This is a genomic window from Bacillus sp. RSS_NA_20, assembly GCF_020165915.1.
Taxonomy (GTDB): Bacteria; Bacillota; Bacilli; order Bacillales; family Bacillaceae; genus Bacillus; species Bacillus altitudinis.
The window spans coordinates 329,006-350,868 of the sequence record NZ_JAIUKW010000005.1 but is presented as its reverse complement, the minus strand read 5'-3'; the positions used below and the strand labels follow the sequence as shown (position 1 = coordinate 350,868).

At 43.3% G+C, this 21,863-nt stretch carries 20 protein-coding genes; 1 reads left to right on the top strand and 19 read right to left on the bottom strand.

Translation table 11 applies throughout. The features are described from left to right. Position 1: 1 nt before the first annotated feature. The 14 genes from rsgA to LCD32_RS07275 all read right to left on the bottom strand — a co-directional run bounded on the left by rsgA (position 2) and on the right by LCD32_RS07275 (position 16,062). Complete coding sequence (gene rsgA / locus LCD32_RS07340) at positions 2-898, bottom strand: ribosome small subunit-dependent GTPase A (protein WP_224563370.1); 897 nt, start codon at positions 896-898, stop codon at positions 2-4. Positions 899-910: 12 nt separating this feature from the next. Then, the gene (gene pknB / locus LCD32_RS07335; RefSeq protein ID WP_224563366.1) at positions 911-2,866 is read right to left on the bottom strand and encodes a Stk1 family PASTA domain-containing Ser/Thr kinase; all 1,956 of its coding nucleotides are present in this window, start codon (positions 2,864-2,866) and stop codon (positions 911-913) included. Beyond that, entirely contained in the window at positions 2,860-3,630 is a 771-nt protein-coding gene (locus LCD32_RS07330; RefSeq protein WP_181891586.1) for a Stp1/IreP family PP2C-type Ser/Thr phosphatase, read from the bottom strand. The genes pknB and LCD32_RS07330 overlap by 7 nt, the downstream gene beginning before the upstream one ends. A 3-nt stretch (positions 3,631-3,633) precedes the next feature. Further along, complete coding sequence (rlmN, locus tag LCD32_RS07325) at positions 3,634-4,722, bottom strand: 23S rRNA (adenine(2503)-C(2))-methyltransferase RlmN (RefSeq protein WP_024720337.1); 1,089 nt, start codon at positions 4,720-4,722, stop codon at positions 3,634-3,636. A gap of 3 nt (positions 4,723-4,725) precedes the next feature. Beyond that, positions 4,726-6,069, bottom strand: coding sequence for a 16S rRNA (cytosine(967)-C(5))-methyltransferase RsmB (gene rsmB, locus LCD32_RS07320; protein WP_057079566.1), 1,344 nt, complete (start codon positions 6,067-6,069; stop codon positions 4,726-4,728). After that, a complete protein-coding gene (fmt, locus tag LCD32_RS07315) occupies positions 6,056-7,009 on the bottom strand; it encodes a methionyl-tRNA formyltransferase (protein WP_017359336.1) in 954 nt (317 codons plus the stop codon). Before fmt ends, rsmB begins: the two co-directional genes overlap by 14 nt. Positions 7,010-7,014: 5 nt before the next feature. Next, positions 7,015-7,497, bottom strand: coding sequence for a peptide deformylase (def, locus tag LCD32_RS07310; RefSeq protein WP_025207316.1), 483 nt, complete (start codon positions 7,495-7,497; stop codon positions 7,015-7,017). Positions 7,498-7,512: 15 nt separating this feature from the next. Further along, a complete protein-coding gene (gene priA / locus LCD32_RS07305) occupies positions 7,513-9,921 on the bottom strand; it encodes a primosomal protein N' (RefSeq protein WP_072367279.1) in 2,409 nt (802 codons plus the stop codon). Beyond that, entirely contained in the window at positions 9,918-11,135 is a 1,218-nt protein-coding gene (coaBC, locus tag LCD32_RS07300) for a bifunctional phosphopantothenoylcysteine decarboxylase/phosphopantothenate--cysteine ligase CoaBC (RefSeq protein ID WP_135008920.1), read from the bottom strand. Before coaBC ends, priA begins: the two co-directional genes overlap by 4 nt. 115 nt (positions 11,136-11,250) lie before the next feature. Beyond that, positions 11,251-11,454, bottom strand: coding sequence for a DNA-directed RNA polymerase subunit omega (rpoZ, locus tag LCD32_RS07295; RefSeq protein ID WP_008344896.1), 204 nt, complete (start codon positions 11,452-11,454; stop codon positions 11,251-11,253). A gap of 3 nt (positions 11,455-11,457) precedes the next feature. Then, positions 11,458-12,072 carry a guanylate kinase gene (gene gmk, locus LCD32_RS07290; RefSeq protein WP_007499680.1) on the bottom strand — a complete coding sequence of 205 codons (615 nt, stop codon included), beginning with the start codon at positions 12,070-12,072 and terminating at the stop codon, positions 11,458-11,460. Between the two features lie 9 nt (positions 12,073-12,081). Continuing rightward, positions 12,082-12,351, bottom strand: coding sequence for an extracellular matrix/biofilm regulator RemA (remA, locus tag LCD32_RS07285; RefSeq protein WP_008344898.1), 270 nt, complete (start codon positions 12,349-12,351; stop codon positions 12,082-12,084). Between the two features lie 76 nt (positions 12,352-12,427). Continuing rightward, positions 12,428-13,303 (bottom strand): YicC/YloC family endoribonuclease, encoded by an 876-nt coding sequence (locus tag LCD32_RS07280; protein ID WP_017359340.1) that lies wholly within the window; start codon positions 13,301-13,303, stop codon positions 12,428-12,430. Between the two features lie 83 nt (positions 13,304-13,386). After that, entirely contained in the window at positions 13,387-16,062 is a 2,676-nt protein-coding gene (locus LCD32_RS07275; RefSeq protein WP_074042030.1) for a calcium-translocating P-type ATPase, SERCA-type, read from the bottom strand. A gap of 165 nt (positions 16,063-16,227) precedes the next feature. Here LCD32_RS07275 and LCD32_RS07270 point away from each other — a divergent pair, with 165 nt between their 5' ends. After that, on the top strand, positions 16,228-17,937 hold the full coding sequence (locus LCD32_RS07270; RefSeq protein WP_074042031.1) for an NFACT family protein: 1,710 nt from the start codon (positions 16,228-16,230) through the stop codon (positions 17,935-17,937). A 31-nt stretch (positions 17,938-17,968) separates the two neighbouring features. On the opposite strand, the gene LCD32_RS07265 is transcribed toward LCD32_RS07270, so the two are convergent. Genes LCD32_RS07265 through sat form a run of 5 tightly spaced genes read right to left on the bottom strand, consistent with a single transcriptional unit; the run spans position 17,969 to position 21,842 of the window. Continuing rightward, positions 17,969-18,472 (bottom strand): bifunctional precorrin-2 dehydrogenase/sirohydrochlorin ferrochelatase, encoded by a 504-nt coding sequence (locus LCD32_RS07265; RefSeq protein WP_074042032.1) that lies wholly within the window; start codon positions 18,470-18,472, stop codon positions 17,969-17,971. After that, positions 18,453-19,271: a sirohydrochlorin chelatase gene (locus LCD32_RS07260; RefSeq protein WP_335622595.1), complete on the bottom strand. Its 819-nt coding sequence runs from the start codon at positions 19,269-19,271 to the stop codon at positions 18,453-18,455. The genes LCD32_RS07265 and LCD32_RS07260 overlap by 20 nt, the downstream gene beginning before the upstream one ends. 43 nt (positions 19,272-19,314) lie before the next feature. After that, positions 19,315-20,070, bottom strand: coding sequence for a uroporphyrinogen-III C-methyltransferase (cobA, locus tag LCD32_RS07255; RefSeq protein ID WP_224563362.1), 756 nt, complete (start codon positions 20,068-20,070; stop codon positions 19,315-19,317). A gap of 28 nt (positions 20,071-20,098) precedes the next feature. After that, complete coding sequence (gene cysC / locus LCD32_RS07250) at positions 20,099-20,692, bottom strand: adenylyl-sulfate kinase (RefSeq protein WP_008344911.1); 594 nt, start codon at positions 20,690-20,692, stop codon at positions 20,099-20,101. Positions 20,693-20,705: 13 nt separating this feature from the next. Further along, a complete protein-coding gene (gene sat, locus LCD32_RS07245) occupies positions 20,706-21,842 on the bottom strand; it encodes a sulfate adenylyltransferase (protein ID WP_008344912.1) in 1,137 nt (378 codons plus the stop codon). Positions 21,843-21,863 lie beyond the last annotated feature (21 nt).

The window sequence follows — 21,863 nt, the reverse complement described above, 5'->3', positions numbered from 1 at the left end:
TTTAGTACCTCGGCTTTCTGTCTTTAATTTCAGTTAAAAACTCTAAATAATGCTGATAGCGATACTCTCTGATGCGATCGTCTTCTACTGCCTCTTTTACCGCACATCCAGGCTCTTTTACGTGCAAACAGCCCCTGAATTTACATTCTGCACTCTTCTCTCTGATTTCTAAGAAATAGAGCCCTAAATCTTCCGCTTCAATACCTGTAAATTCAAGTGAGCTGAATCCCGGTGTATCGGCAATAAGCCCTTCAGCCGTTCGAATGAGTTCCACATGTCTTGTTGTATGTTTCCCCCTGCCAAGATGGGAGGAAATATCGTTTGTTTTCAGTGCTAAATCAGGACTCATCGCATTTAAGAGAGAAGACTTCCCTACACCTGATTGACCTGCAAATACAGTAATCTTGTGATGGAAATGCGGAGTCAGCTTTTCAATTCCATCCCCTTCGATCGTAGATGTTAAATGAACGTCGTATCCAATTTGGCGATAGTCTTCTGCATAGGCTTGAATCGCTTCTCGCTCTTGCTCTGTTTTCAGCAAGTCCATTTTTGTGATGCAGATTATCGGTTCAATCTGGCTCTCTTCAACAAGCACTAGGAATCTGTCTAACAGCGATGTACTAAAGGTTGGCTCCGCTGCTGAGAAAACGAGCACCGCTTGATCAACGTTGCTAATAGGCGGCCGAATCAGCTCGTTTGTCCGCTCTTTTACTTCAAGCAAATAGCCTTCCTTATCGTTATCTGCTTGATAGACGACATAATCTCCAACAAGAGGGGTTATTTTGTTTTTACGAAAAATCCCTCTTGCTCTACACTGAATTACTTTGCCACTTTCTAAAGACTCATCCAGCACATAATAAAATCCGCTTAATGCTTTAATAATTTTGCCCTCAGGCATAAAGTCCCTCCTTTATTCATCATCAGGGTATTCAATCGTTTTGGAGCTTACTACTTTATCATCCACAGTCACCTGATAGTATCCTTTTTGACCAGGTTCTATCTTAAATTTAATCGTTCGCTCAGTGGGCGCAGTGATTTTAAAGGTTTCATATAAATCAGAAATGCTATGTTCTGCATCGTCAATGGATATTTGAACATTCATTTCTTGTCCTTCTGTTTCTGGTTCATATGGGATCGCAATCTTTTCAGTCACTGTTTTGGCTGGTTTCTCTTTTGGTCCAAGGGAGAACGTAATTTTAACCGTATCACCAGGTTTAACAGCTGTCCCCGCTCCCGGTTCCTGCTTCATGACCTCACCTTTTGGCACATCGTCAGAATATGCTTCTTTTTCATCTAGCTTTAGTCCATTATCCTCTAAATAATTTGATGCGGCCTGTTTACTATACGTCGTTAAATCCCGTAAGGTAATATCGGCAGGGCCTATACTGACGGTCAATGTGACTTCTTCATCTGCTGCGACAAGTTCTGTATTCGCGGAAGGTTTCTGTTCCATGACAATGCCTGATTCTGTGTCATTATCATTCACTTCCTCTACAACAACCTGTTTAAACCCTTTTTTCTCTAATAGTTCTTTTGCTTTCTCGACCTTTTCACCTGTTACATCAGGTAATTCGGTTTTTTCTTTACCTGTACTTTGATAAAGCTGAATTTCTGTCCCTTCTTTTACCTTTGTTCCAATTTTCGGGTCTGTTTTGACAACCAGCCCTTTTTCAATCTTCTCGTCGGCAATATCAATGGGTTCAGAAGCGACGGTAAATCCGGCTTTCTTCAAGGTGTCTTCCGCTTTTTCAACCGTCATGCCAGAAACATCGGTCACCTCTACATCCTTTGGAAAGAGTAATCCTGGGAAGACCGTGATCGCTAAAATGGTCGCAGCCGTCAAAACAAATAAGATCGATGCTACAATCCACGGCCATTTTTTCCGTTTTTTCTTCGGCTTTTGTTTCTCTTTTTTCTTTGGTTTTTGAACCGGGTGGACGGCTGTTTTTTCATTGTCTTGATCGACTTGATGATCTTTTATAATAGGAATGGCTTTTGTTGCTTCATGATCTTCTTCAATGACAAAGCGCTTTTCTTTTAGTCTTGCAGGGTCAAAAGCCGTTTTTAAGTCTTTTTGCATTTCAGATGCATCTTCGTATCGATAGAATGGATCTTTGGCCATCGCTTTTAAAATGATGTTCTCCACGCTTTGTGGTACAGAAGGATTCCACCTTCTCACAGATGGCGGCTCTGATTGCAAATGCTTCAGTGCGACACTGACAGCGGATTCTCCTTCAAATGGCATGCGTCCTGAAATCAACTCATAAAGAACAATACCAAGTGAATAAATGTCTGACTTTTTCGTTGCAAGACCGCCACGCGCTTGCTCTGGGGACAAATAATGCACGGAGCCAAGAACAGAATTCGTATGGGTAATCGTCGCTGAGCTAAGTGCCATGGCAATGCCAAAATCAGTGACTTTGATATTCCCCAAGTTGTCTATTAATATATTGTGAGGCTTAATGTCTCGATGGACGAGCTGTTTCGCATGGGCTTCTTCCATCGCCGCAACGACTTGCTCCATGATGCGAATTGCTTCTTTTGGATGAAGCGGTCCATTGGCGTGTATGTATTCTTTCAGCGTCATCCCTTCGACATATTCCATGACAATATAATAAATGTCATCTTCTTCTCCTACATCGTAGATACTGACAATATTCGGATGATCTAAGCTGGCTGCTGATTGCGCTTCTCTCCGGAACCGTCTAATAAAATCATCATCGCTTGCAAAGTCAAACCGTAAAATTTTAATCGCCACTTCGCGATCTAAAATCATATCCTCCGCCAAATAAACGTTGGCCATTCCGCCTCCGCCTATGGCGCGAAGAATTTGATAACGGCCGCTGATCCTTTTTCCGATCAACACTTGCTGTCACCCTCCTCTGTTTGGGAGGAGATTTCTAACAGTACTGCTGTAATGTTATCTTCACCGCCGTTGTCATTCGCTGTTTGAACTAACTCTGTCACTTTTTTATCTGGTGCGGTTGTTTGCGATAAAATCTGAATCAAATGTTCTTCTTCTACTTTATTCGATAATCCGTCTGAGCAAAGCAAAATTTGATCTCCTGGATCCACTTCAAAAGTTCTTGCATCAATTTGAACGTGTTTATCCGTTCCTAACGCTTTGGTCAGCACATTTTTTCTTGGATGATATTCTGCATCCGCTTTTGAAATCTCTCCTGTTTTCACTAACTCATTCACTAGTGAGTGATCATCTGTTAATTGGGTCAGCGCGCCTTCTCTTAGCAAATAGCAGCGGCTGTCACCAATATGGGCTATTGTGACCGTTTGCAAATGAACGAGCGCACAAACGATGGTCGTCCCCATTCCTTGGCACTCCTCATTGTTTTTCGCATGTTCGTATACTTGGTCATTAATATCGCTAATTTTTGAGATTAACCAATTTTCTTGATCGGCTGGTTTATTTGGAATTGAAGATGTTTCCTGCCAGTATTCTTTTAAAGAAGAAACTGCCATCTTGCTGGCTACATCACCAGCAAGATGACCTCCCATTCCATCTGCTACAACAGCTAGAAGTGTGTCTTCTTTTGCTTCAAAAATACCTGCATCATCTTCATTATGCTGACGGACTTTTCCTGTATCGGTTTGAAAGGCTGCCCTTATCAACATTCGTCACCTCGTCTCTTCCTGACGCTCCTTCGCTCTTAGCTGACCGCAAGCAGCATCAATATCATGGCCTTGCTCTCGTCTAATCGTTACGTTTACTCCTCGTTCTTTCAGCGTTTTTTCAAATAGGAAGATTTGTTCTCTTGGTGTTCTCACGTAATCTCTTTCTGGTACATAGTTCACCGGGATGAGGTTTACATGGCATTTGATTCCTTTTAATAAATCAGCAAGTTCTTCTGCGTGATGGACTTGATCATTGACTCCGCCAAACAGACCGTATTCAAAGCTCACGCGTCTGCCTGTTTTTTGAATGTAGTATTCGATAGCTTCCATTAATTTTGGCAGCTTGTATGCCTTATTGATTGGCATGAGGCGGCTTCGAATTTCAGTATTTGGTGCGTGCAGGGAGACAGCAAAGTTGATTTGCATTTGCTCATCCGCAAATTGATAAATCTTTGGAATGATCCCGCTCGTCGAAACGGTAATATGACGTGCACCAATATTTAAACCGTTGTCATGGTTAATGATTTTAAGGAATGCAAGCATTTCATCAAAGTTATCAAACGGTTCGCCAATACCCATGATGACAACTGAGCTGACGCGTTCATCTGTTTCATCAAGCGCCTGTTGTACTTTCAATACTTGGGCCACAATTTCTCCTGCTTCAAGGTTACGTTTCAAACCGCCAAGTGTAGATGCACAGAATGTACAACCAATCCGGCAGCCAACCTGTGTTGTGACGCAGACAGAGTTGCCATATTCGTGGCGCATCAGCACGGTTTCAATGGTATAGCCATCGTGTAATTCAAATAAGAACTTGATCGTTCCATCTTGAGAAGTTTGTTTGATCACTGTTTTTAAAGTCGTGATGGCGAATTGATCTTTTAATTTTTCTCTTAATTCCTTTGAAAGGTTAGACATTTCATCAAAGGACGTGACGCGTTTTTCATAAAGCCACTCAAAAATTTGTGTTGCACGGAAAGGCTTCTCGCCTTGTTCCTTTAACCAGTCTTTGATTTCATTTAGCTCAAACGAGTAGATCGACGGCATGTCTGTTTTCAGTTCTTTTCTTACTTTTTGTTTTTGTTCTGTCATTTTTTATCCCTTCTTTCTCATGCTGCAAATAAAGAAACCATCTGTTCCGAAATAATGAGGAAGAATTTGTACACTTCCGTTTTGAACAAACGGAGCAACCTGCTCAGGCAGCCGTTCATTAAGAGATAGATCGGGTTCGAAGTCTTGGTGTTCTTGTAAAAACGCATGAATCACTTGTTGATTTTCTGTTGGATCCATTGTACATGTACTGTATACAAGGGTTCCGCCTGGCTTTAGCAGCTGGGCTGTTTCATGCAAGATCGATTGCTGAATTGTCGCAAGTCTTGCTGAGTCTTCCGAGGACTTTGTATATTTCATATCTGGTTTTCGTCTGATGACGCCAAAACCTGAACATGGTGCATCAATAAGAATACGGTCAAACGAAGCATCATCATAATGGTCGGATGCTTTTCTTGCATCAAGCGCTTTTGCCTCAATATGCGTTAAGTTTAGACGCTTTGCCGCCTGTTTGATCAGTTTTACTTTGTGCTCATGTAAATCAAGAGACACAATGTTCCCCTCATCGTTCATTCGCTCTGCAATATGTGTTGATTTACCACCAGGGGCGGCACAGGCATCAAGCACCATTTCTCCCGGCTGAGGATCCAGCGCTCTTGCGACAAGCATGGAACTTTCATCTTGAATCGTGACAAAGCCCTCTTGAAAGAAAGGAGTAGATACGATAGATCCTTTCATGAGTTTGAGTGCATCCTCAGATAGGTCGCCGAGCTCTGTCTCAATTCCTGCATCCATGAGTTCTTGCTGCAGTGCAGTGCGGTTTTTTTTCATTTGATTGACACGCAATGTCTGCTTTGGCGGGACTAAATGAATACGGCACATGCTTTCTGCTGCTTCAAAACCGTACGCCTCCACCCATTCTTGTACGAGCCACAATGGATGGCTTGTCTCTATTGAGAGCCGCTTGACCGGATCTTTGATCGCATCAAATGATGGCACGCCTTCTCTTTGCACAGAACGAAGAACGCCGTTGACTAGTGAAGAAATACCTTTATGTCCGCGCTTTTTCGTTAGTTCCACTGCTTCATGGATGGCTGCACGATCTGGAATTTTTTCAAGATAAACCATCTGATAAAGAGACATCCGCAAAAGCTGCATCACCCATGGAGCCACTTTTTGCGGTTTTTTCACAAAGGGTGTGAGCATATAATCAAGTGCCAGCTTGTTTTGCAGTGTACCGTATACAAGTTCTGTTAATAGCGGTTTGTCTTGATCGGAGAGTTCTTTCTCTTTCATCACTGACTGCAAAAGCAAGTTACTGTAGGCTTGATTTTGTTCGAGTTTGATTAAAGCGTCTAGCGCTACTTCTCTCACATTACTTTTCTTCATTGATTAGCCCTAATTTCTGTCCAATTTCGATATTTGCGCCTCTTAAGAAGTCTTCACCGCTCATTTTTTTCTTTCCAGCGGGCTGTACACTCGTTAATAAAAGGCCTTGCTGATTTCCTGTTCCAACGACTGGTCCTTCTTTTTGAAGCTCAATCACTTTCCCAGGTTCTTCTGGTGCTTGAAGCGGAACTTTTTTCGCTTCCCATACTTTTAAGTTAGCACCGTTCCATTCAGTATAGGCAACTGGCCATGGATTTAAGCCGCGAACTTGGTTGTAAAGCTCTTCTCCTGGCTTGGTCCAGTCTAACCTTTCCTGCTCCCGCTTAATATTTGGTGCATACGTTGCTGCCTCTTCATTTTGCGGAATTGGCGAGATAGACCTGCTTAACACATTTGGAACTGTGTCTTTTAATAAGGCCGCACCAGCCACACTTAATTTATCGTGCAGTGTTCCGACGTTGTCTAATTCATCAATTTCTACTTCTACTTTGCTAATCATGTCACCTGCATCAAGCTTTTCTACCATATACATGATCGTCACGCCTGTTTTCTTTTTGCCTTGCAGGATCGCATAATGGATCGGTGCACCGCCTCTTAGTTCTGGCAGCAGTGAGGCATGAACGTTGATACAGCCAAATTCAGGTTCATCAAGTAATCTTTTTGGCAAAATTTGTCCGAATGCTGCTGTTACGATCAAATCTGGCTTTAACGCAAGCACTTTATCAATTTCTTCATCAAGACGTACCTTTTCAGGCTGTAAAACTGGAATGCCGTGTTTTAAGGCTTCTACTTTTACAGGAGGCGGCGTGAGCACTCGTTTTCTGCCTTTCGGGCGATCTGGCTGTGTGACGACCCCGACAACTTCGTATCCTTCTGTTATAAGTGTTTGCAGCACAGGTACTGAGAAATCAGGGGTTCCCATAAATACGATACGTGCCATTTTCTTCACCCTTCCATTTCCGCAAGTTCTTTTTCTGTATACGTTTGAATGATCTTCGACGTGAATAATACGCCGTCTAAGTGATCAATTTCATGCAATAAAGCTCTTGCTAAAAATCCTTCTGCTTCTATTGTAAATGGTTTGCCTTTCTTATCAAAGGCTTTCACCTTCACATAATTTGGTCTTTCAACCGTTCCGTACAAAGATGGAAAGCTCAGGCAGCCTTCAATGTCTGTCTGGCTCCCTTCCACTTCAAGAATCTCAGGATTTACTAAGTCAATCCTCCCAGAATCTTCTCCGATATCGACCACGGCGATTCTTTTTGAGATGCCGATTTGTGGTGCGGCTAGGCCGACTCCATCTAGTTCAAGCATTGTATCATACATATCATCCAGCAGTTTTTTGAGTTTTTTATCGAATGTATCAACAAGCTCTGTTTGTTTTTCAAGCACGTCTGCAGGATGTAAGACTATCGGTTTGATTGCCACGAAAAGACCTCCGTTTTACATCATCATATATGGATTCATATCGATTGATATCATCAACTGTTTTTGTTCCATTTCTTTTTGATAATGATCTTGTATTTTTCGTAATAAACTTGCCAGTTCATTTTCCCTTTTGTATTTTATCACGCATTGATATCGATATCTATCTTTGATCTTAGCGATCGGAGAAGCAGCAGGACCGAGAATTCTTGTATTCGGTGCACAATTCATTTTCAGGAACTGAACAATTTTGTCTGTGACATGCGCTGCCTTTGTCACTTCTTCATGTGATACAGTCACCATCGCCAAAAAATAAAATGGCGGATAGGACTGATGACGACGGTGCAACATCTCCTGCTCATAAAAGGCTTCATAATCATGCTGTTTGGTTAATTCAATACTATAATGCGAAGGTGTATATGATTGAATAATGACTGACCCCGCTTTTTCATGACGTCCCGCACGTCCGCTTACTTGTGTAAGAAGCTGAAACGTTTTTTCACTTGAACGAAAATCAGGGATGTGAAGAGACGTATCCGCACTAAGGACACCGACAAGTGTAACATCTGGGAAGTCTAATCCTTTTGCAATCATTTGCGTCCCAAGCAGAATGTCTGCTTCTTTATTACCAAAGGACGTAAGAAGCTTTTCGTGCGCACCTTTCCGAGAGGTTGTATCTACATCCATTCGGATGACCCTTGCTTCTGGCAATACCTTCGTCAGCTCTTCTTCCACACGCTGCGTGCCTGTACCAAAATAGCGAATATGCTCACTATGGCATTCTGGACATTCTGCAGGTACAGGAGCTTCGTGACCGCAGTAATGGCACTTCAGCCGTTTTTGAAAGCGGTGATAAGTGAGAGAGATCTCACAATGAGGACATTGTTCCACATATCCGCAATCCCGGCACATCACAAAGGATGAATAACCTCTTTTATTGAGAAATAAAACCGCCTGCTCTTTCCTTTCAAGTACTTCTTTTAACCTGAGCATTAATTCTTCTGAGAACATGGAGCGGTTGCCGTTTCTTAATTCTTCTCTCATATCAATTAAAGAAACGTGCGGCAGCTGCTGCTGATTGACGCGCCGTTTGAGCGTCAGCAGTGTATACACACCCTTTTTCGCACGCGCATATGACTCAAGTGAAGGCGTTGCACTGCCTAATACAACCGGACATTGGTGCCGCCCTGCTCGTTCAATGGCCACATCTTTCGCATGATACCGAGGCATTTCTTCTTGTTTATATGAAGATTCGTGTTCTTCATCTATAATGATCATTCCTAAATTCTCAAACGGGGCAAAAACAGCCGATCTTGCGCCAACGACAAGTTTGACTTCCTTGCGGTGGATTTTCCGCCATTCATCGTATTTTTCCCCAGTCGATAAGCCGCTATGAAGGACAGCCACATTGGAGCCGAAGCGCTCTTTAAAACGCTGGACCATTTGAGGCGTTAATGAAATTTCAGGAACTAGGACGATCGCTTCTTTTCCCTTTTGGAGGACATGATCAATCGTCTGCAAATAAATTTCGGTTTTACCGCTTCCTGTGACCCCGTGCAGTAAAAACGTTTCATGTTTTTCATCGCTCACTGCTTGATGAATGGGTTTTGCCGCTTCTGCTTGCTCTGTTGTGAGATCAAGAGGAGTAGATGGTGTAAACTCCCTATCCCGATAAGGATCTCGATAAATCTCTTCATAGCTTTCTGTTAACAGACCTTCTTGAATCAAGGCTTTTATCGTTTGAGAACTAGCACCTGTTTGCTGCTGCAAATCTTTTGCTAAAAACGTCGTTTCATTCGCTTGAAATAAAAAGGTAAGCAGCGCCTTCTGTTTCACCGCATTTTTCTTTAACTGTTCCTGCTTTTCTTCAAGTTTTTCTTTCGTAACTGCTACCTGAAGTGTCCGCACCTTTTTCTTTCCGGATTTTTGTGAGACGTGATATCTGACTTCTAGATGACCTTTTTGGACATGCTTTTGAATAGGCTTCAGCTGTTCAGGCGGAATGTCAGCGTAAAGGATGCTCTCTTGCTGACCGAAAAGCTCTTTCAATGACTGCGGAAGTTCCTCAGCTGATAACACCTGAATTTCTTTTTCATATTTTGCTTTCATCGCTGCTGGAAGCATCGATTGAAGCGCCGTAATATGATAGGACAATGTTTTTTCCGTCAGCCAGTGGGAAAGCTCCAATAGCTCATCTGTCAGAACAGGAGATAAATCAAATAAATCGACAATGTCCTTGATATTTCCTGACTGTACGTCTGTTTCTTCTTTGATTTTTGTCACAAACCCTTGAATTTTCCTTGGGCCAAAAGGAACCACTACCCTCATACCAGCCTTGACAAGGCCTTTAAAGCGGTCTGGCACACGATAGTCAAATGGCCTGTCAATGGCTTTCGTTGTGACATCGACGATCACTTCAGCAATCATGCTCGATCACGCTCTTTTGGCAGCAGCTGCTTTGCCTCCTGTAAGATTTCAAAGGCAAGGTCTTTTTTGCTCATCATTGGCAGCTCTTTTTTTGTTCCGTCTGCTTTGATCAATGCTGCGACATTCGTATCTGTGCCAAAGCCTGCGCCCTCTGCTGCAACATTGTTCGCGACAATCATATCTAAATGCTTGGATTCGATTTTCTTTTTTGCATAGTATTCTACATCCTGCGTCTCAGCTGCAAAGCCGACTAGCACCTGATGTTCTTTTCTTTTCCCAAGCTCTTTTAAAATATCTTTCGTCCGCTTAAATTCAACCGCTAGTTCACCGTCTTGTTTTTTCATTTTATGAGAATACGTCGTGACAGGCGTATAATCGGCAACGGCTGCTGATTTAATCACTATATCTGCTGACTCGTACACCTCTAACGCTGCTTGATACATCTCCTCAGCCGATTCCACTTGCACCACATTCACATGCTCAGGTGCAGTTAACGAAACAGGTCCTGAAATGAGCGTGACATCAGCCCCCATTTGCTCGGCAGCTTCTGCAATGGCATAGCCCATTTTCCCAGAAGATCGATTTGAAAGGAAACGAACAGGGTCGATCACTTCTCGTGTAGGACCAGCTGTGACCACGACTTTTTTGCCTGAAAGCGGCAAGCTGGTTGGCTCATCAAAAAACGCACGGATGTGTTCAACAATTTTTTCAGGCTCCTCTAAGCGTCCTTTTCCAATGTAGCCGCATGCTAAATAGCCTTCACTTGGCTCTATAAACCGGTAGCCGTCTTCATATAAAGTGCGGATGTTTCGCTTGACAGCTGGATGGTCATACATGTGCACATTCATAGCCGGTGCAACCCATACAGGAGCTGTTGAAGCAAGCAAGGTCGTTGTGAGCATATCATCAGCAAGTCCTGCGGCCATTTTACCAATGGTATGTGCTGTTGCAGGGGCAACAAGAATGAGATCGGCCCAGTCAGCTACATCAATATGCGCTATGACTTTTGGATTATTTTCTTTAAATGTATCCACATACACCTCATGCCGAGATAGGGCTTGGAAGGTGAGCGGAGACACAAACTCACGGGCAGATTCTGTCATAATCACTCTTACGTTTGCGCCTGCCTGTACGAGTTTACTAGTGAGTGCAGCTGCTTTATATACGGCGATTCCTCCGCTGACGCCGAGTAAAATATTTTTCGACTGTAACATTTGTTTGTCCCCCTTAACGGCCTTTTTCACAAATTCGTCTACAATTCAAAAAAGTCAAAACCAATCATAGTTTTGACTTTTTTGAACGTATCGTATCTGCATAGCAGAAGCGATGTTATTCTTGCTCTTCTTTTTCAAATGTCAAAAGACCAGCATCGATTTCTTCAAGAGCTTTCCCTACAAATTTATAGGATTTTGTGTTTTCGATTTGTTGATCTTGATGGATTTGCATTTCACGTGCACGGCGTGCAGACACTGTGACAAGTGTATATTTTGAGTCAAGTTTGTTCATCAATGAGTCAATTGAAGGATCTAACATGGTTTATTCTACCCCCAGCATTTTTTTATATCTTGGTGCGACTCTGTCTCTTCGCAGGTGCTCTGCAAGGACGATCGCTTTAATTCTTTCACATGCAAGCTCGACATCGTCGTTTTCAACGACATAGTCATAAGCATCCATCATTTCAATTTCTTCTTTTGCAGCAGCCATTCGGTTACGGATGAGATCCTCAGATTCTGTCCCGCGTGTAATAATGCGGTTTTGAAGTTCTGAAAGACTTGGCGGTGCAAGGAAAATAAAGAGACCTTCTGGGAATGCTTCTCTTACTTGAAGTGCACCTTGCACTTCGATTTCAAGGAAAACATCTTTTCCTTCGCTCAATGTTTGTTCTACATAGTCAACAGGCGTGCCGTAGTAATTCCCAACATACTCTGCCCATTCTAACAGCTTTTTGTTTTCAATCATATGTTCAAATTCTTCCCTGGTTTTAAAGAAATAATCAACACCATTTCTCTCACCTTCACGCGGTTTGCGGGTTGTCACAGAAATAGAGTATTCAAATTTCGTATCTTCCTGGGAGAAAATGGCTTGTCTGACCGTTCCTTTTCCAACTCCCGAAGGTCCAGAGAGAACGATTAAAAGTCCTCTTTCTTTCATAATGGCGTATTACCCCTGCCCTTCATCTATGATTTCTTCTTTTACAGAAAGTCTTTGCGCGACAGTCTCAGGCTGAACGGCAGATAAGATGACATGGTCACTGTCCATAATGACAACAGCACGGGTTCTTCTTCCGTATGTCGCATCAATGAGCATGCCTCGATCTCTTGCGTCTTGTATCATTCGTTTAATCGGTGCTGATTCCGGACTGACGATCGAAATCATCCGATTCGCTGAAATGATGTTTCCAAATCCGATATTGATCAACTTTATGGTCATCTTCTTTCGTCCCCCTGTAATATAAACGTCTCTAGTCTCGCCGAAAGAGACGCACTGTAAACAGCATACACAATGACTATTCTATATTTTGCACTTGTTCTTTTATTTTTTCAATAGCGCTTTTCATTTCAACCACCAGCTTTGTTAAATGGTGATGGTTTGCTTTAGATCCAATCGTGTTCACTTCACGGTTGAGCTCCTGTACAAGAAAGTCAAGCTTTCGTCCGGCAGCGCCACCTTGCGTCAAAATTTGCTGGAACTGCTGAAAATGACTTTTCAGCCTGGTAATCTCTTCTGTAATGTCACAGCGATCAGCAAAAATGGCCGCCTCTGTGATCAGCCTGCTCTCTTCAAGCGCCTCTCCGATCCATTCTTGCAATCTTTGATTCAATCGTTCTTTGTACTGACTCACAACCTCTGGTGCAAACACTTTGATTTCTTCTGTAAATGCCTCGAGTTCAGACAGCCTGAGTTCACAGTCTTTTTGAAGTGATGTTCCCTCCTGCTCTCTCATAAAGCAAAGCTCCTTGACAGCTTCTTCACAAGTGTCTATCAGCAAATGCTCCAGCTGCTCATTACGGCTGACTGACTCTTCCACCTGAACAGCCTGTTCCAGCTTCAGTAAGTCATGTGCATGCTGAATACCTGAAATATGATAGCGGTCCTCAAGGTCTTTTGCGGCTTTCATATATTCATCAAGCAGCGGCCAGTCAATCTGTAAAGACCGGCTTGCAAGTTTACCGCCTTCAATCGTAACAAACAGCTCAATTCGACCGCGCTGCACGTGACGAAGAATGATTTTTTTTAATGTATCTTCGAAATATAAAAGCGGCCTCGGCAAACGGGCATGAACCTCTTTAAAACGGTGATTGACCGATTTTAGCTCAACTGACACTGTCAGTTCACCATCCGTTTTACTCGCTTGGCCGAATCCCGTCATACTGCGTATCATGTGAAAACACCCAATTCTTTCATATTAATAAAATGAAAAAGGTAATAGCAGACACTATTACCTCAAAATTATACCATAACCAATTATTTTTTTCTTGTCAAAAGTGATCCTGCCAGTAAAAAAGTTGGCAATGCAGACATACCGATGATCAGAAGCCAATCGACTGGTGCGACTGCCACCGTTTTGAAAATCGGCTGAAGCGGCGGATAATAAATGACCACAAGCATCAGCAGAAGGGAAGACACAACGGCGCCGATCAAGTACATATTCCCGAATGGATTGCGTTCAAAAATAGACCGTTCACTGCGGCAGTCAAACACATGAATGAGCTGCGCCAAAACGAGTGTGCTGAATGCAACCGTCTGCGCATATTGAAGATTGTTCGGATCACGGTGATACACAAACATAAAGGCTAACAAAGTGGCAATCCCGATCAGAAACCCTCTTGATATGACCTTCCAACCAAGCCCTCTTGCAAAAATCCCCTCTTTCATGTTGCGCGGCTTTCTCTTCATGACATCGCCTTCTGGTTTATCCATTCCAAGTGCCATAGCCGGCAAGCCGTCTGTGACAAGGTTTACCCACAAAATTTGAATTGGAACGAGAGGCAATGGAAGCGCAAGAAGCATCGCAAACAGCATGACCAAAATCTCTCCCACATTCGATGCCAGCAAATAGCGGACAAATTTGCGAATGTTTTCATAAATATTCCGGCCCTCTTTAATAGCGGATTTAATGGTCGCAAAGTTGTCATCAAGCAAAATAAGAGAAGAAGCTTCTTTGGCAACGTCTGTTCCGGTAATCCCCATGGATATGCCGATATCCGCTTGTTTAATCGCTGGCGCATCATTCACCCCATCACCTGTCATCGCGACAATATGGCCATTTTTTTGATAGGCCTTCACAATTCTCAGTTTATGCTCAGGTGATACACGGGCAAAGACGTACACATCTTCTGCTGTTTGCTCCAGCTCTTTGTCGCTTAGCTGATCCAGAGCTTTTCCATCAAGCACCTTTCCTTGCTTCGGTAAGAGACTTAAATCTTTAGCGATCGCTTTAGCCGTTTCTACGTGATCGCCTGTAATCATTACTGTTTTAATGCCAGCATCCCGGCATTCTTTAATCGCTCGTCTCACTTCAGGACGAGGTGGATCAATCATGCCCTCTAGACCGATAAATGTGAGGCCAGTTTCTGCCTGCTGAACAGATGTGATTTTTTCTGCCAGGCTTACTTTTTTATATGCAATTGCAATGGTTCTAAGCGCTTGTCTTGCTAAACCTTGAATGGCAGCTTCTGTTTCTTGCCGGTGGGCCTTTGAAAATGAGGCGGTGCGTCCGCCGTGCATCATATGACTTGAACGGTTCATCAGCACATCTGGCGCCCCTTTGGCAATGACATACCGCTCCTTCTGATTCGTTTCCACGACGACTGACATCATTTTTCTTTCAGAGTCAAAAGGGAATTCCTCCACCACACGAAATCCCGCTTCGATGAATTGCTCTGTAAAACCCGCTTTACGCGCAGCGGTTAGAAGTGCTCCTTCTGTCGGATCGCCATCAAGTCTCATCTCGCCGTCTTTTTCAACGATGGTCGATGTATTACAAAGTGCTCCGTATAATAGCACCTTTTGCAGGCTTGGATGTTTGTCTACATGGACAAGTTCCCCGTTTAAGGTAAAATCACCTGACGGCTCGTACCCAGTGCCAGAAATATTCCACGTTTTCCCCTCTGCCCATACATGTGTCACTGTCATTTTATTTTGTGTCATTGTGCCTGTTTTATCTGAGCAAATAATCGAGGCGCAGCCAAGTGTTTCCACAGCCGGCAGCTTTCTGACAATGGATTTTTGTTTAATCATCCGCTGCACACCTAGGGAAAGTGCGACAGTGACGATCGCCGGCAGCCCTTCTGGAATCGCAGCAACAGCGAGAGATACACCCGCTAAGAACATATGATACAAATCATGACCTTGCACCACACCAAGAACAACCACAAGCACAGTTAAAAATAATGCAGCCACAATTAAAATTTTTCCCAGCTGCTCAAGGCGTCTTTGCAGCGGTGTTTCCATATTACCTGCTGAATCCAGCATACCGGCAATTTGTCCCATCGCCGTATTCATCCCTGTACCAATGACAACCCCTACACCGCTTCCTCTTGTGACAAGCGTCCCCATAAAGGCCATGTTCGTCAAATCTCCAAGCGAGACATGATCTCGCGAGAGCGGACTCGCATGTTTGACCGCTGGGATGGACTCTCCAGTGAGGGCAGATTCTTCGATTTCCAAACTCTTTGTTTCTAGTAATCTGATATCTGCGCCAATTCGATCCCCACTTGAAAACTTCACAATATCTCCCGGCACGAGGTGCTTGGACGGGATCTTGACCCATTCATTGTTTCTCCTTGCATAGACATGCGGCGTTGATAATTCCTTTAGTGCTTGGAGGGACTTTTCCGCACGGCGTTCCTGATAAAAGCCAAGCACACCATTTATCAGCACAATCGCCACAATCGCCACAGCATCAATGTATTCACCTAAAAAGGCAGAAATAATCGTTGCCGCAAGCAGGATTAACACCATAAAGTCTTTAAATTGCGCTAAAAAAATAACGAACGCCGACGCCTTTTTCCCTTCCTGCAATTCATTTGGCCCATGCTTTTCAAGCCGCTTTTGCACATCTTTTTCTGACAGTCCGTCACCTATCGATGTATTCATTGTTTTTAATAAATCGGTTTGGTTCAGTTCATGCCAATTCATTTGACCTCGTCCACTCCTCTTTTGTTCTCTCTCTTATGCAGTGTTCTATAAGCCAGTTTATTCAGACTCGTCCTAAATCATGCTATAATAATAAGACTGCCTAAAGAACGAGAAAACGTAAGGTTCTTTCAGTAGATTTGTGTGAAAGAAGAGGGTGTATCCAACATGTCATTTGACGGCATTTTTACATACGGTATGACTAATGAATTGCAAGAAACATTAACTGGCGGAAGAATTTCGAAAATACATCAGCCATACAAGCATGAGCTGATTTTTCATATCCGGTCAAAGGGGAAGAATCATAAGCTGCTTTTATCCGCTCACCCGAGTTATGCAAGAGTACAGCTCACTGAGCACCATGATGATAATCCGAGCGAACCGCCAATGTTCTGTATGCTCCTCAGAAAACATCTTGAGGGTGGGTTCATTGAACGTTTTGAACAAATTGGGTTAGATCGGGTGATCGTGCTGCACGTGCGAAGCCGAAATGAAATTGGCGATGAACAAACCCGTAAGCTATATATTGAAATTATGGGCCGGCACAGCAACTTGATTCTCGTGGAGGACGAAACGGAGCAGATCATTGACGGACTGAAACATCTTTCTCCATCTGTGAACAGCTATCGAACGGTGCTACCAGGACATCAATATCTTCTGCCGCCGGCACAGCAAAAGCTGAATCCTTTTGACGTGACGAAGGAAGATATTTTGAAGCATTTACGTTTTCAAGAAGGGAAAATCGCCAATCAAATTGTCGATACATTCTCCGGGGTTTCTCCGCTGTTTGCTAAGGAAGCTGTCCACCGGGCCGGTCTTGCCAATCAGGAAACGATTCCAAGTACATTGCTCGAGATGTTCCAGCTCATTCAGGCGCATTCTTTTACCCCTCAGCTCACGAGAAAAGACGGGAAAGAGTATTTTTATTTATTAGAACTTCAGCACGTCGATGGTGACATGAAGACGTTTGATTCTCTTAGTGAGCTACTTGACCGCTTTTATTTCGGAAAAGCTGAAAGAGACAGAGTCAAACAGCAGGCGGCTGATCTTGAACGTTTTGTTGCGAATGAAAAAAAGAAAAATGAAAACAAGCTAAAAAAACTAAAAAGAACGCTTGAAGAATCTCAAAATGCGCATAAGTACCAGCTTTATGGTGAATTGCTTACTGCCAATATATATGCAATTAAAAAAGGGGATAAAGAAGCGACTGTCATCAATTATTATGATGAAGAAGGCGGAGAGATCACGATCCCGCTCAAAACAAACAAAACCCCTTCTGAAAATGCACAAGCGTATTTTACAAAATACCAAAAGGCAAAAAATGCAGTAGAGGCCGTAAATGAACAAATTGAGCGAACACATGAAGAAATTGTATATTTTGACGAGCTGATCCAGCAGCTGTCCTCTGCCTCACCAAAAGATTTAGAGGAAATAAGAGAAGAACTGGTGGAAGGAAAATATTTGCGTCCCAAACAAAAACGCAACGCCAAAAAGAAAAAACCATCGGCCATTCAGCTTGAAGCATATGAGTCCTCTCAAGGTGTTCCGATTCTCGTTGGAAAAAACAACAAGCAAAACGAATATTTGACCACAAAGGCGGCAGCTCGTGATGAGATTTGGCTGCACACAAAGGATATTCCTGGATCACATGTCGTCATTCGTCACAAAGCACCTGATGAACAAACCTTGCTTGAAGCGGCACAAATTGCTGCCTACTTCTCGAAGGCAAAAGAATCAAGCTCCGTCCCTGTCGATTATACGAAAATCCGGCATGTGAAAAAACCAAACGGAGCAAAACCGGGCTTTGTCACGTATGATCAGCAGCAAACATTATTTGTGACGCCTGATGAGGATGTTGTCCTAAAGCTGAGAAAATAAAAAAGAGCCGATTAAATCTTTGGATGAGATTTTATCGGCTCTTTCTTTGTCGTTTTTTTCTTTCTATATAGAGCTCATCGAGTGCATCTACATCCTCTTGTTCAAGCAAGGTCTCAATGGCCTCAGCCAGCTGTTTAGTGCGGGCTGGGCTTGCACCACTCGTAGATATGGAGATTGTCACTTTTCCTGCCCTTACAACCTTTGGCACAATTACATTGCCTAGCTCTGACTGGCTCACACAGTTGACGAGCTGATGAGGAAGCGCTGATTGCGTCATCCACTCGTTTACTGAAGGGTCGTCTGTAGCAGCGACAATCAAAAATGCATCCTTTACATCTTCCGCATCAACTTTCTTTTTCTTCCAAGTCAGCTGATATGTCTCAATGAGATTCGTCATTTCATCACAAATGTCAGGGCTTACAATGGTTATGCTGCATGGCTCCATGCATAGCGCACTCGTCCTTCTAGCCGCAATCCTTCCACCGCCGGCAATCAGCACATGTTTATTGGTTAGATCAAGATGAACTGGAAGCATGGCTTTCTCCTTGAAAACGAAACGCATCCTCTTTGTTTAAGATGGTTTCCTGCACACGTTCAATATAAGCTGCTTTTACATGGGGATGAAACCCAATATATCGGCAGACACGGACATCTCGCAACCGCTCTCTCGCCTGATTCGCTTCACTCTCAATCTCTTTCATTAAAATGCCAGTAAATAAAAGATAAGGCACGAGATAGACAGGCGTATCGTCATCTACTGTTAACTGTGCTAAGACGTCACGATAATTCGGTTCACACGCTGTAATAAAACACGGAAAAACCTCTGCACAAGGCAACATGCTACGGACATCATCTGCAATGCCAAACACATCCCGCTTTACATCTGGATCAGAGCTTCCGCGGCCAATTAAGAGAATTTTTGCGTGCTCTCCCTTGTATCCTGCTTCTTCAATCCTTGCGATAACCGCTTTCGTGACTTCTTGGTTCACGCCTATAGGTCTTCCATATGTCACCTTCACTTGTGGGAAACGTTTTTGTACTTTCACAATCTCATCTGGAATATCTGATTTGGCATGCATGGCAGTTAAAAGGAGGAGCGGGACGATCGCAATGTGGGTTGCTCCTTTTTGTACACAAGTCTCAAACCCTTCTTCGATTGAAGGGTCCGTCAACTCTAAAAAACAAATTTCTTGGATATCTGCTTCCACTAACGGCATACAGCTTTTCATAAAAGAAATGGCTTTATCCTGTGCTTCTTTTACCCTGCTTCCATGCCCAACATAAAGGACAGCTTGTTTCATTTGACTCCTCCTTGCGACCTTAGTTTTATTCAGACGAAAAGACACGATGTCTACACGTGTCTTTTCATCTTTGTTTTCATTTCTCAATCAGTGCTGGTTCAAACCAGTTCAACTTTTGATGAAAGTGAACGACATCTCCTACCACGATTAAACTTGGGTGCTCGATCCCTTCTTTTTCAACCGTTTCAGATAGTGTCGCCACCGTGCAGCAAGTCGTCTTTTGCCTTGTGGTCGTTCCCCAGTGAATAAACGCAGCTGGGGTTTCAGGCTTCCGCCCATTCTTCAAAAGCAGCCGCTGGACTCTTTCCACGTTTTTGACGCCCATGTAAATGACAAGGGTATCAATCCCCGTCGCCAGCGCTTCCCACTTTTCTTCAAAATGTTCATCCTTTTGATAATGCCCTGTTACAAACGCAACATTTGAGCTGAATTCTCGGTGCGTGACTGGAATGCCTGCATAAGCAGCGGCTGCAATGCCAGAAGTAATCCCTGGGACAACTTCATATGGAATACCATGCTCAGCTAAGCATTCGATTTCTTCACCGCCACGGCCAAATACAAAGGGATCACCGCCTTTTAGACGAACGACTATGTTCCCTTCCTTCGCATAAGCAACAAGCGCTTCATTAATCGCTTCCTGTCTCATCGTATGATGATTCGGCAGTTTGCCGCAATAGATCAACTCCGCCTCCGGTTTGGCATGGGCAAGAATCTCTTGATTGACAAGACGATCATATAAAATGACATCTGCCTGCTGTATTGCCTTATGGGCCTTTAGCGTAATTAAGTCTGGGTCACCCGGTCCGGCACCAACAATGTATACTTTCCCCATCTTGCTTTCTCCCCCTGCCATCAGGCGATTATTTCGTTTTATCCTTTACATAATCAACAAGGCGCTGTTTTGACTCCTCGCGTGATAATTCACCTGTATCTAGGACGAGCTCAGGCGCAGCTGGCTCTTCGTATGGTGAATCGATTCCCGTGAAAAATGGAATTTCGCCGTTTCTTGCTTTTTTATATAACCCCTTTGGATCACGCTCTTCACACACGTTCAGATCACATTTCACAAACACTTCGTGAAATTCTCCGTCTTCGACTAACTGTCTTACGATTTGGCGGTCTTCTTGAAATGGTGAAATAAAAGCAGTAATAACAATCGTTCCTTGCTCAACAAATAATTTCGCCACTTCACCGATGCGCCGAATGTTCTCTTTTCTGTCGTCATCTGAAAAGCCTAAGTCTTTATTGAGTCCATGGCGTACGTTATCGCCGTCAAGGACTGTCACTTGGTACCCCTGTTCAAACAGCTCTCGAGCCGCTGCGTTGGCGATCGTTGATTTACCTGAACCGCTTAGACCTGTCAGCCAAATGATTCCGCTTGTATGGTTGTTTTTCTGTTGATATTCTTTTTTAGTAATAGATGAATCATGCCACACGATATGTTCGTTGCTCATGTCATATCCTCCTTTAAGATACCGTCGTTTTTAATCCTTCGATTAATGTTTCAATGACTTCTTTTCGGCTGAACGTGCTCGGTGGTAATTCACCATTTCTCAGCATCGTTCTAACCTTTGTACCTGAGAGAATGACATGTTCGCTTTTATCATGTGGGCATGTTTTCGGTGTTGCCATGGCTTCACATGTATTGCAGTAAAAGCTGTGCTCAAATTTTAATGGTGTGATCCCAATTTCTTCGCTTGTAAATTGTTCAAATAGCTCCTGCGCTTCGTATGTGCCGTAATAATCACCAACACCCGCATGATCTCTGCCGACAATAAAATGTGTACAGCCATAATTTTTACGCACAAGCGCATGAAAAATCGCTTCCTTTGGTCCAGCATAACGCATGGCAGCAGGAAAAACACCTAAAAAGACGCGGTCTTTCGGGTAATAACCGTTCAGTAACACTTGATAGCTTTTCATTCTTACATCTGCTGGAATATCATCAGATTTTGTTTCACCAACAAGTGGATTTAGAAATAGACCATCCACTGTTTCCAGTGCTGTCTTTTGAATGTATTCATGCGCACGATGGACTGGGTTTCTCGTTTGGAAACCGACAATGGTTTTCCAGCCGTTTTCTTTAAAATGTTTTCTTGTTTCTTCTGGCTCATACGTAAATTGCGGGAAAGGTTTTTCACTGCGTTTTGTCAGTGTAATTTTACCACCAATATACGTGTCACCGCGTTCAAATAATTTTTTCACGCCTGGGTGATTGCGGTCATCTGTTTTATACACATTCACTGCTTCTTTTTCCTTATCAGGTGTGTATTGATCTTCCACCTCAATGACCCCGTATACTGTTCCATTATACGATAGACGAACAATGTCACCTTGATTGATCTCCGCTGCTTTTTCCTTTGTGACAGGCAAAGTAATCGGAAGAGACCAAACGACACCACTTGCTAGTCGCATACTGCTGACAACTGCTTCATAATCAGCTTTCGTTAAAAACCCTTCAATTGGACTATACCCGCCAATTGCGATGAGTTCAAGGTCTGCAAAAGAGATGGCATCCAGCTCAATTTCTTTCGCAGCTGTGCTTAGATCAAATTCTTCATTTACTCGATTAATTAATACGCCACCATGTGGTGTTAAACTCATTTGTTCATCTTCCTCTCAATG

Excerpts from the sequence above, each read along its gene's own strand:
- coaBC (WP_135008920.1), bottom strand. The coding sequence starts at position 11,135 with ATGTTACAGTCGAAAAATATTTTACTCGGCGTCAGCGGAGGAATCGCC.
- rlmN (WP_024720337.1), bottom strand. The coding sequence starts at position 4,722 with ATGACAGAACAAAAACAAAAAGTAAGAAAAGAACTGAAAACAGACATG.
- gmk (WP_007499680.1), bottom strand. The coding sequence starts at position 12,072 with ATGAAAGAAAGAGGACTTTTAATCGTTCTCTCTGGACCTTCGGGAGTT.
- sat (WP_008344912.1), bottom strand. The coding sequence starts at position 21,842 with ATGAGTTTAACACCACATGGTGGCGTATTAATTAATCGAGTAAATGAA.
- LCD32_RS07330 (WP_181891586.1), bottom strand. The coding sequence starts at position 3,630 with ATGTTGATAAGGGCAGCCTTTCAAACCGATACAGGAAAAGTCCGTCAG.
- LCD32_RS07275 (WP_074042030.1), bottom strand. The coding sequence starts at position 16,062 with ATGAATTGGCATGAACTGAACCAAACCGATTTATTAAAAACAATGAAT.
- priA (WP_072367279.1), bottom strand. The coding sequence starts at position 9,921 with ATGATTGCTGAAGTGATCGTCGATGTCACAACGAAAGCCATTGACAGG.
- remA (WP_008344898.1), bottom strand. The coding sequence starts at position 12,351 with ATGACCATAAAGTTGATCAATATCGGATTTGGAAACATCATTTCAGCG.
- rsgA (WP_224563370.1), bottom strand. The coding sequence starts at position 898 with ATGCCTGAGGGCAAAATTATTAAAGCATTAAGCGGATTTTATTATGTG.
- LCD32_RS07280 (WP_017359340.1), bottom strand. The coding sequence starts at position 13,303 with ATGATACGCAGTATGACGGGATTCGGCCAAGCGAGTAAAACGGATGGT.
- cysC (WP_008344911.1), bottom strand. The coding sequence starts at position 20,692 with ATGAGCAACGAACATATCGTGTGGCATGATTCATCTATTACTAAAAAA.
- rsmB (WP_057079566.1), bottom strand. The coding sequence starts at position 6,069 with ATGAAGAAAAGTAATGTGAGAGAAGTAGCGCTAGACGCTTTAATCAAA.
- cobA (WP_224563362.1), bottom strand. The coding sequence starts at position 20,070 with ATGGGGAAAGTATACATTGTTGGTGCCGGACCGGGTGACCCAGACTTA.
- rpoZ (WP_008344896.1), bottom strand. The coding sequence starts at position 11,454 with ATGTTAGATCCTTCAATTGACTCATTGATGAACAAACTTGACTCAAAA.
- LCD32_RS07270 (WP_074042031.1), top strand. The coding sequence starts at position 16,228 with ATGTCATTTGACGGCATTTTTACATACGGTATGACTAATGAATTGCAA.
- LCD32_RS07265 (WP_074042032.1), bottom strand. The coding sequence starts at position 18,472 with ATGCTTCCAGTTCATCTTGATCTAACCAATAAACATGTGCTGATTGCC.
- fmt (WP_017359336.1), bottom strand. The coding sequence starts at position 7,009 with ATGGCACGTATCGTATTTATGGGAACCCCTGATTTCTCAGTACCTGTG.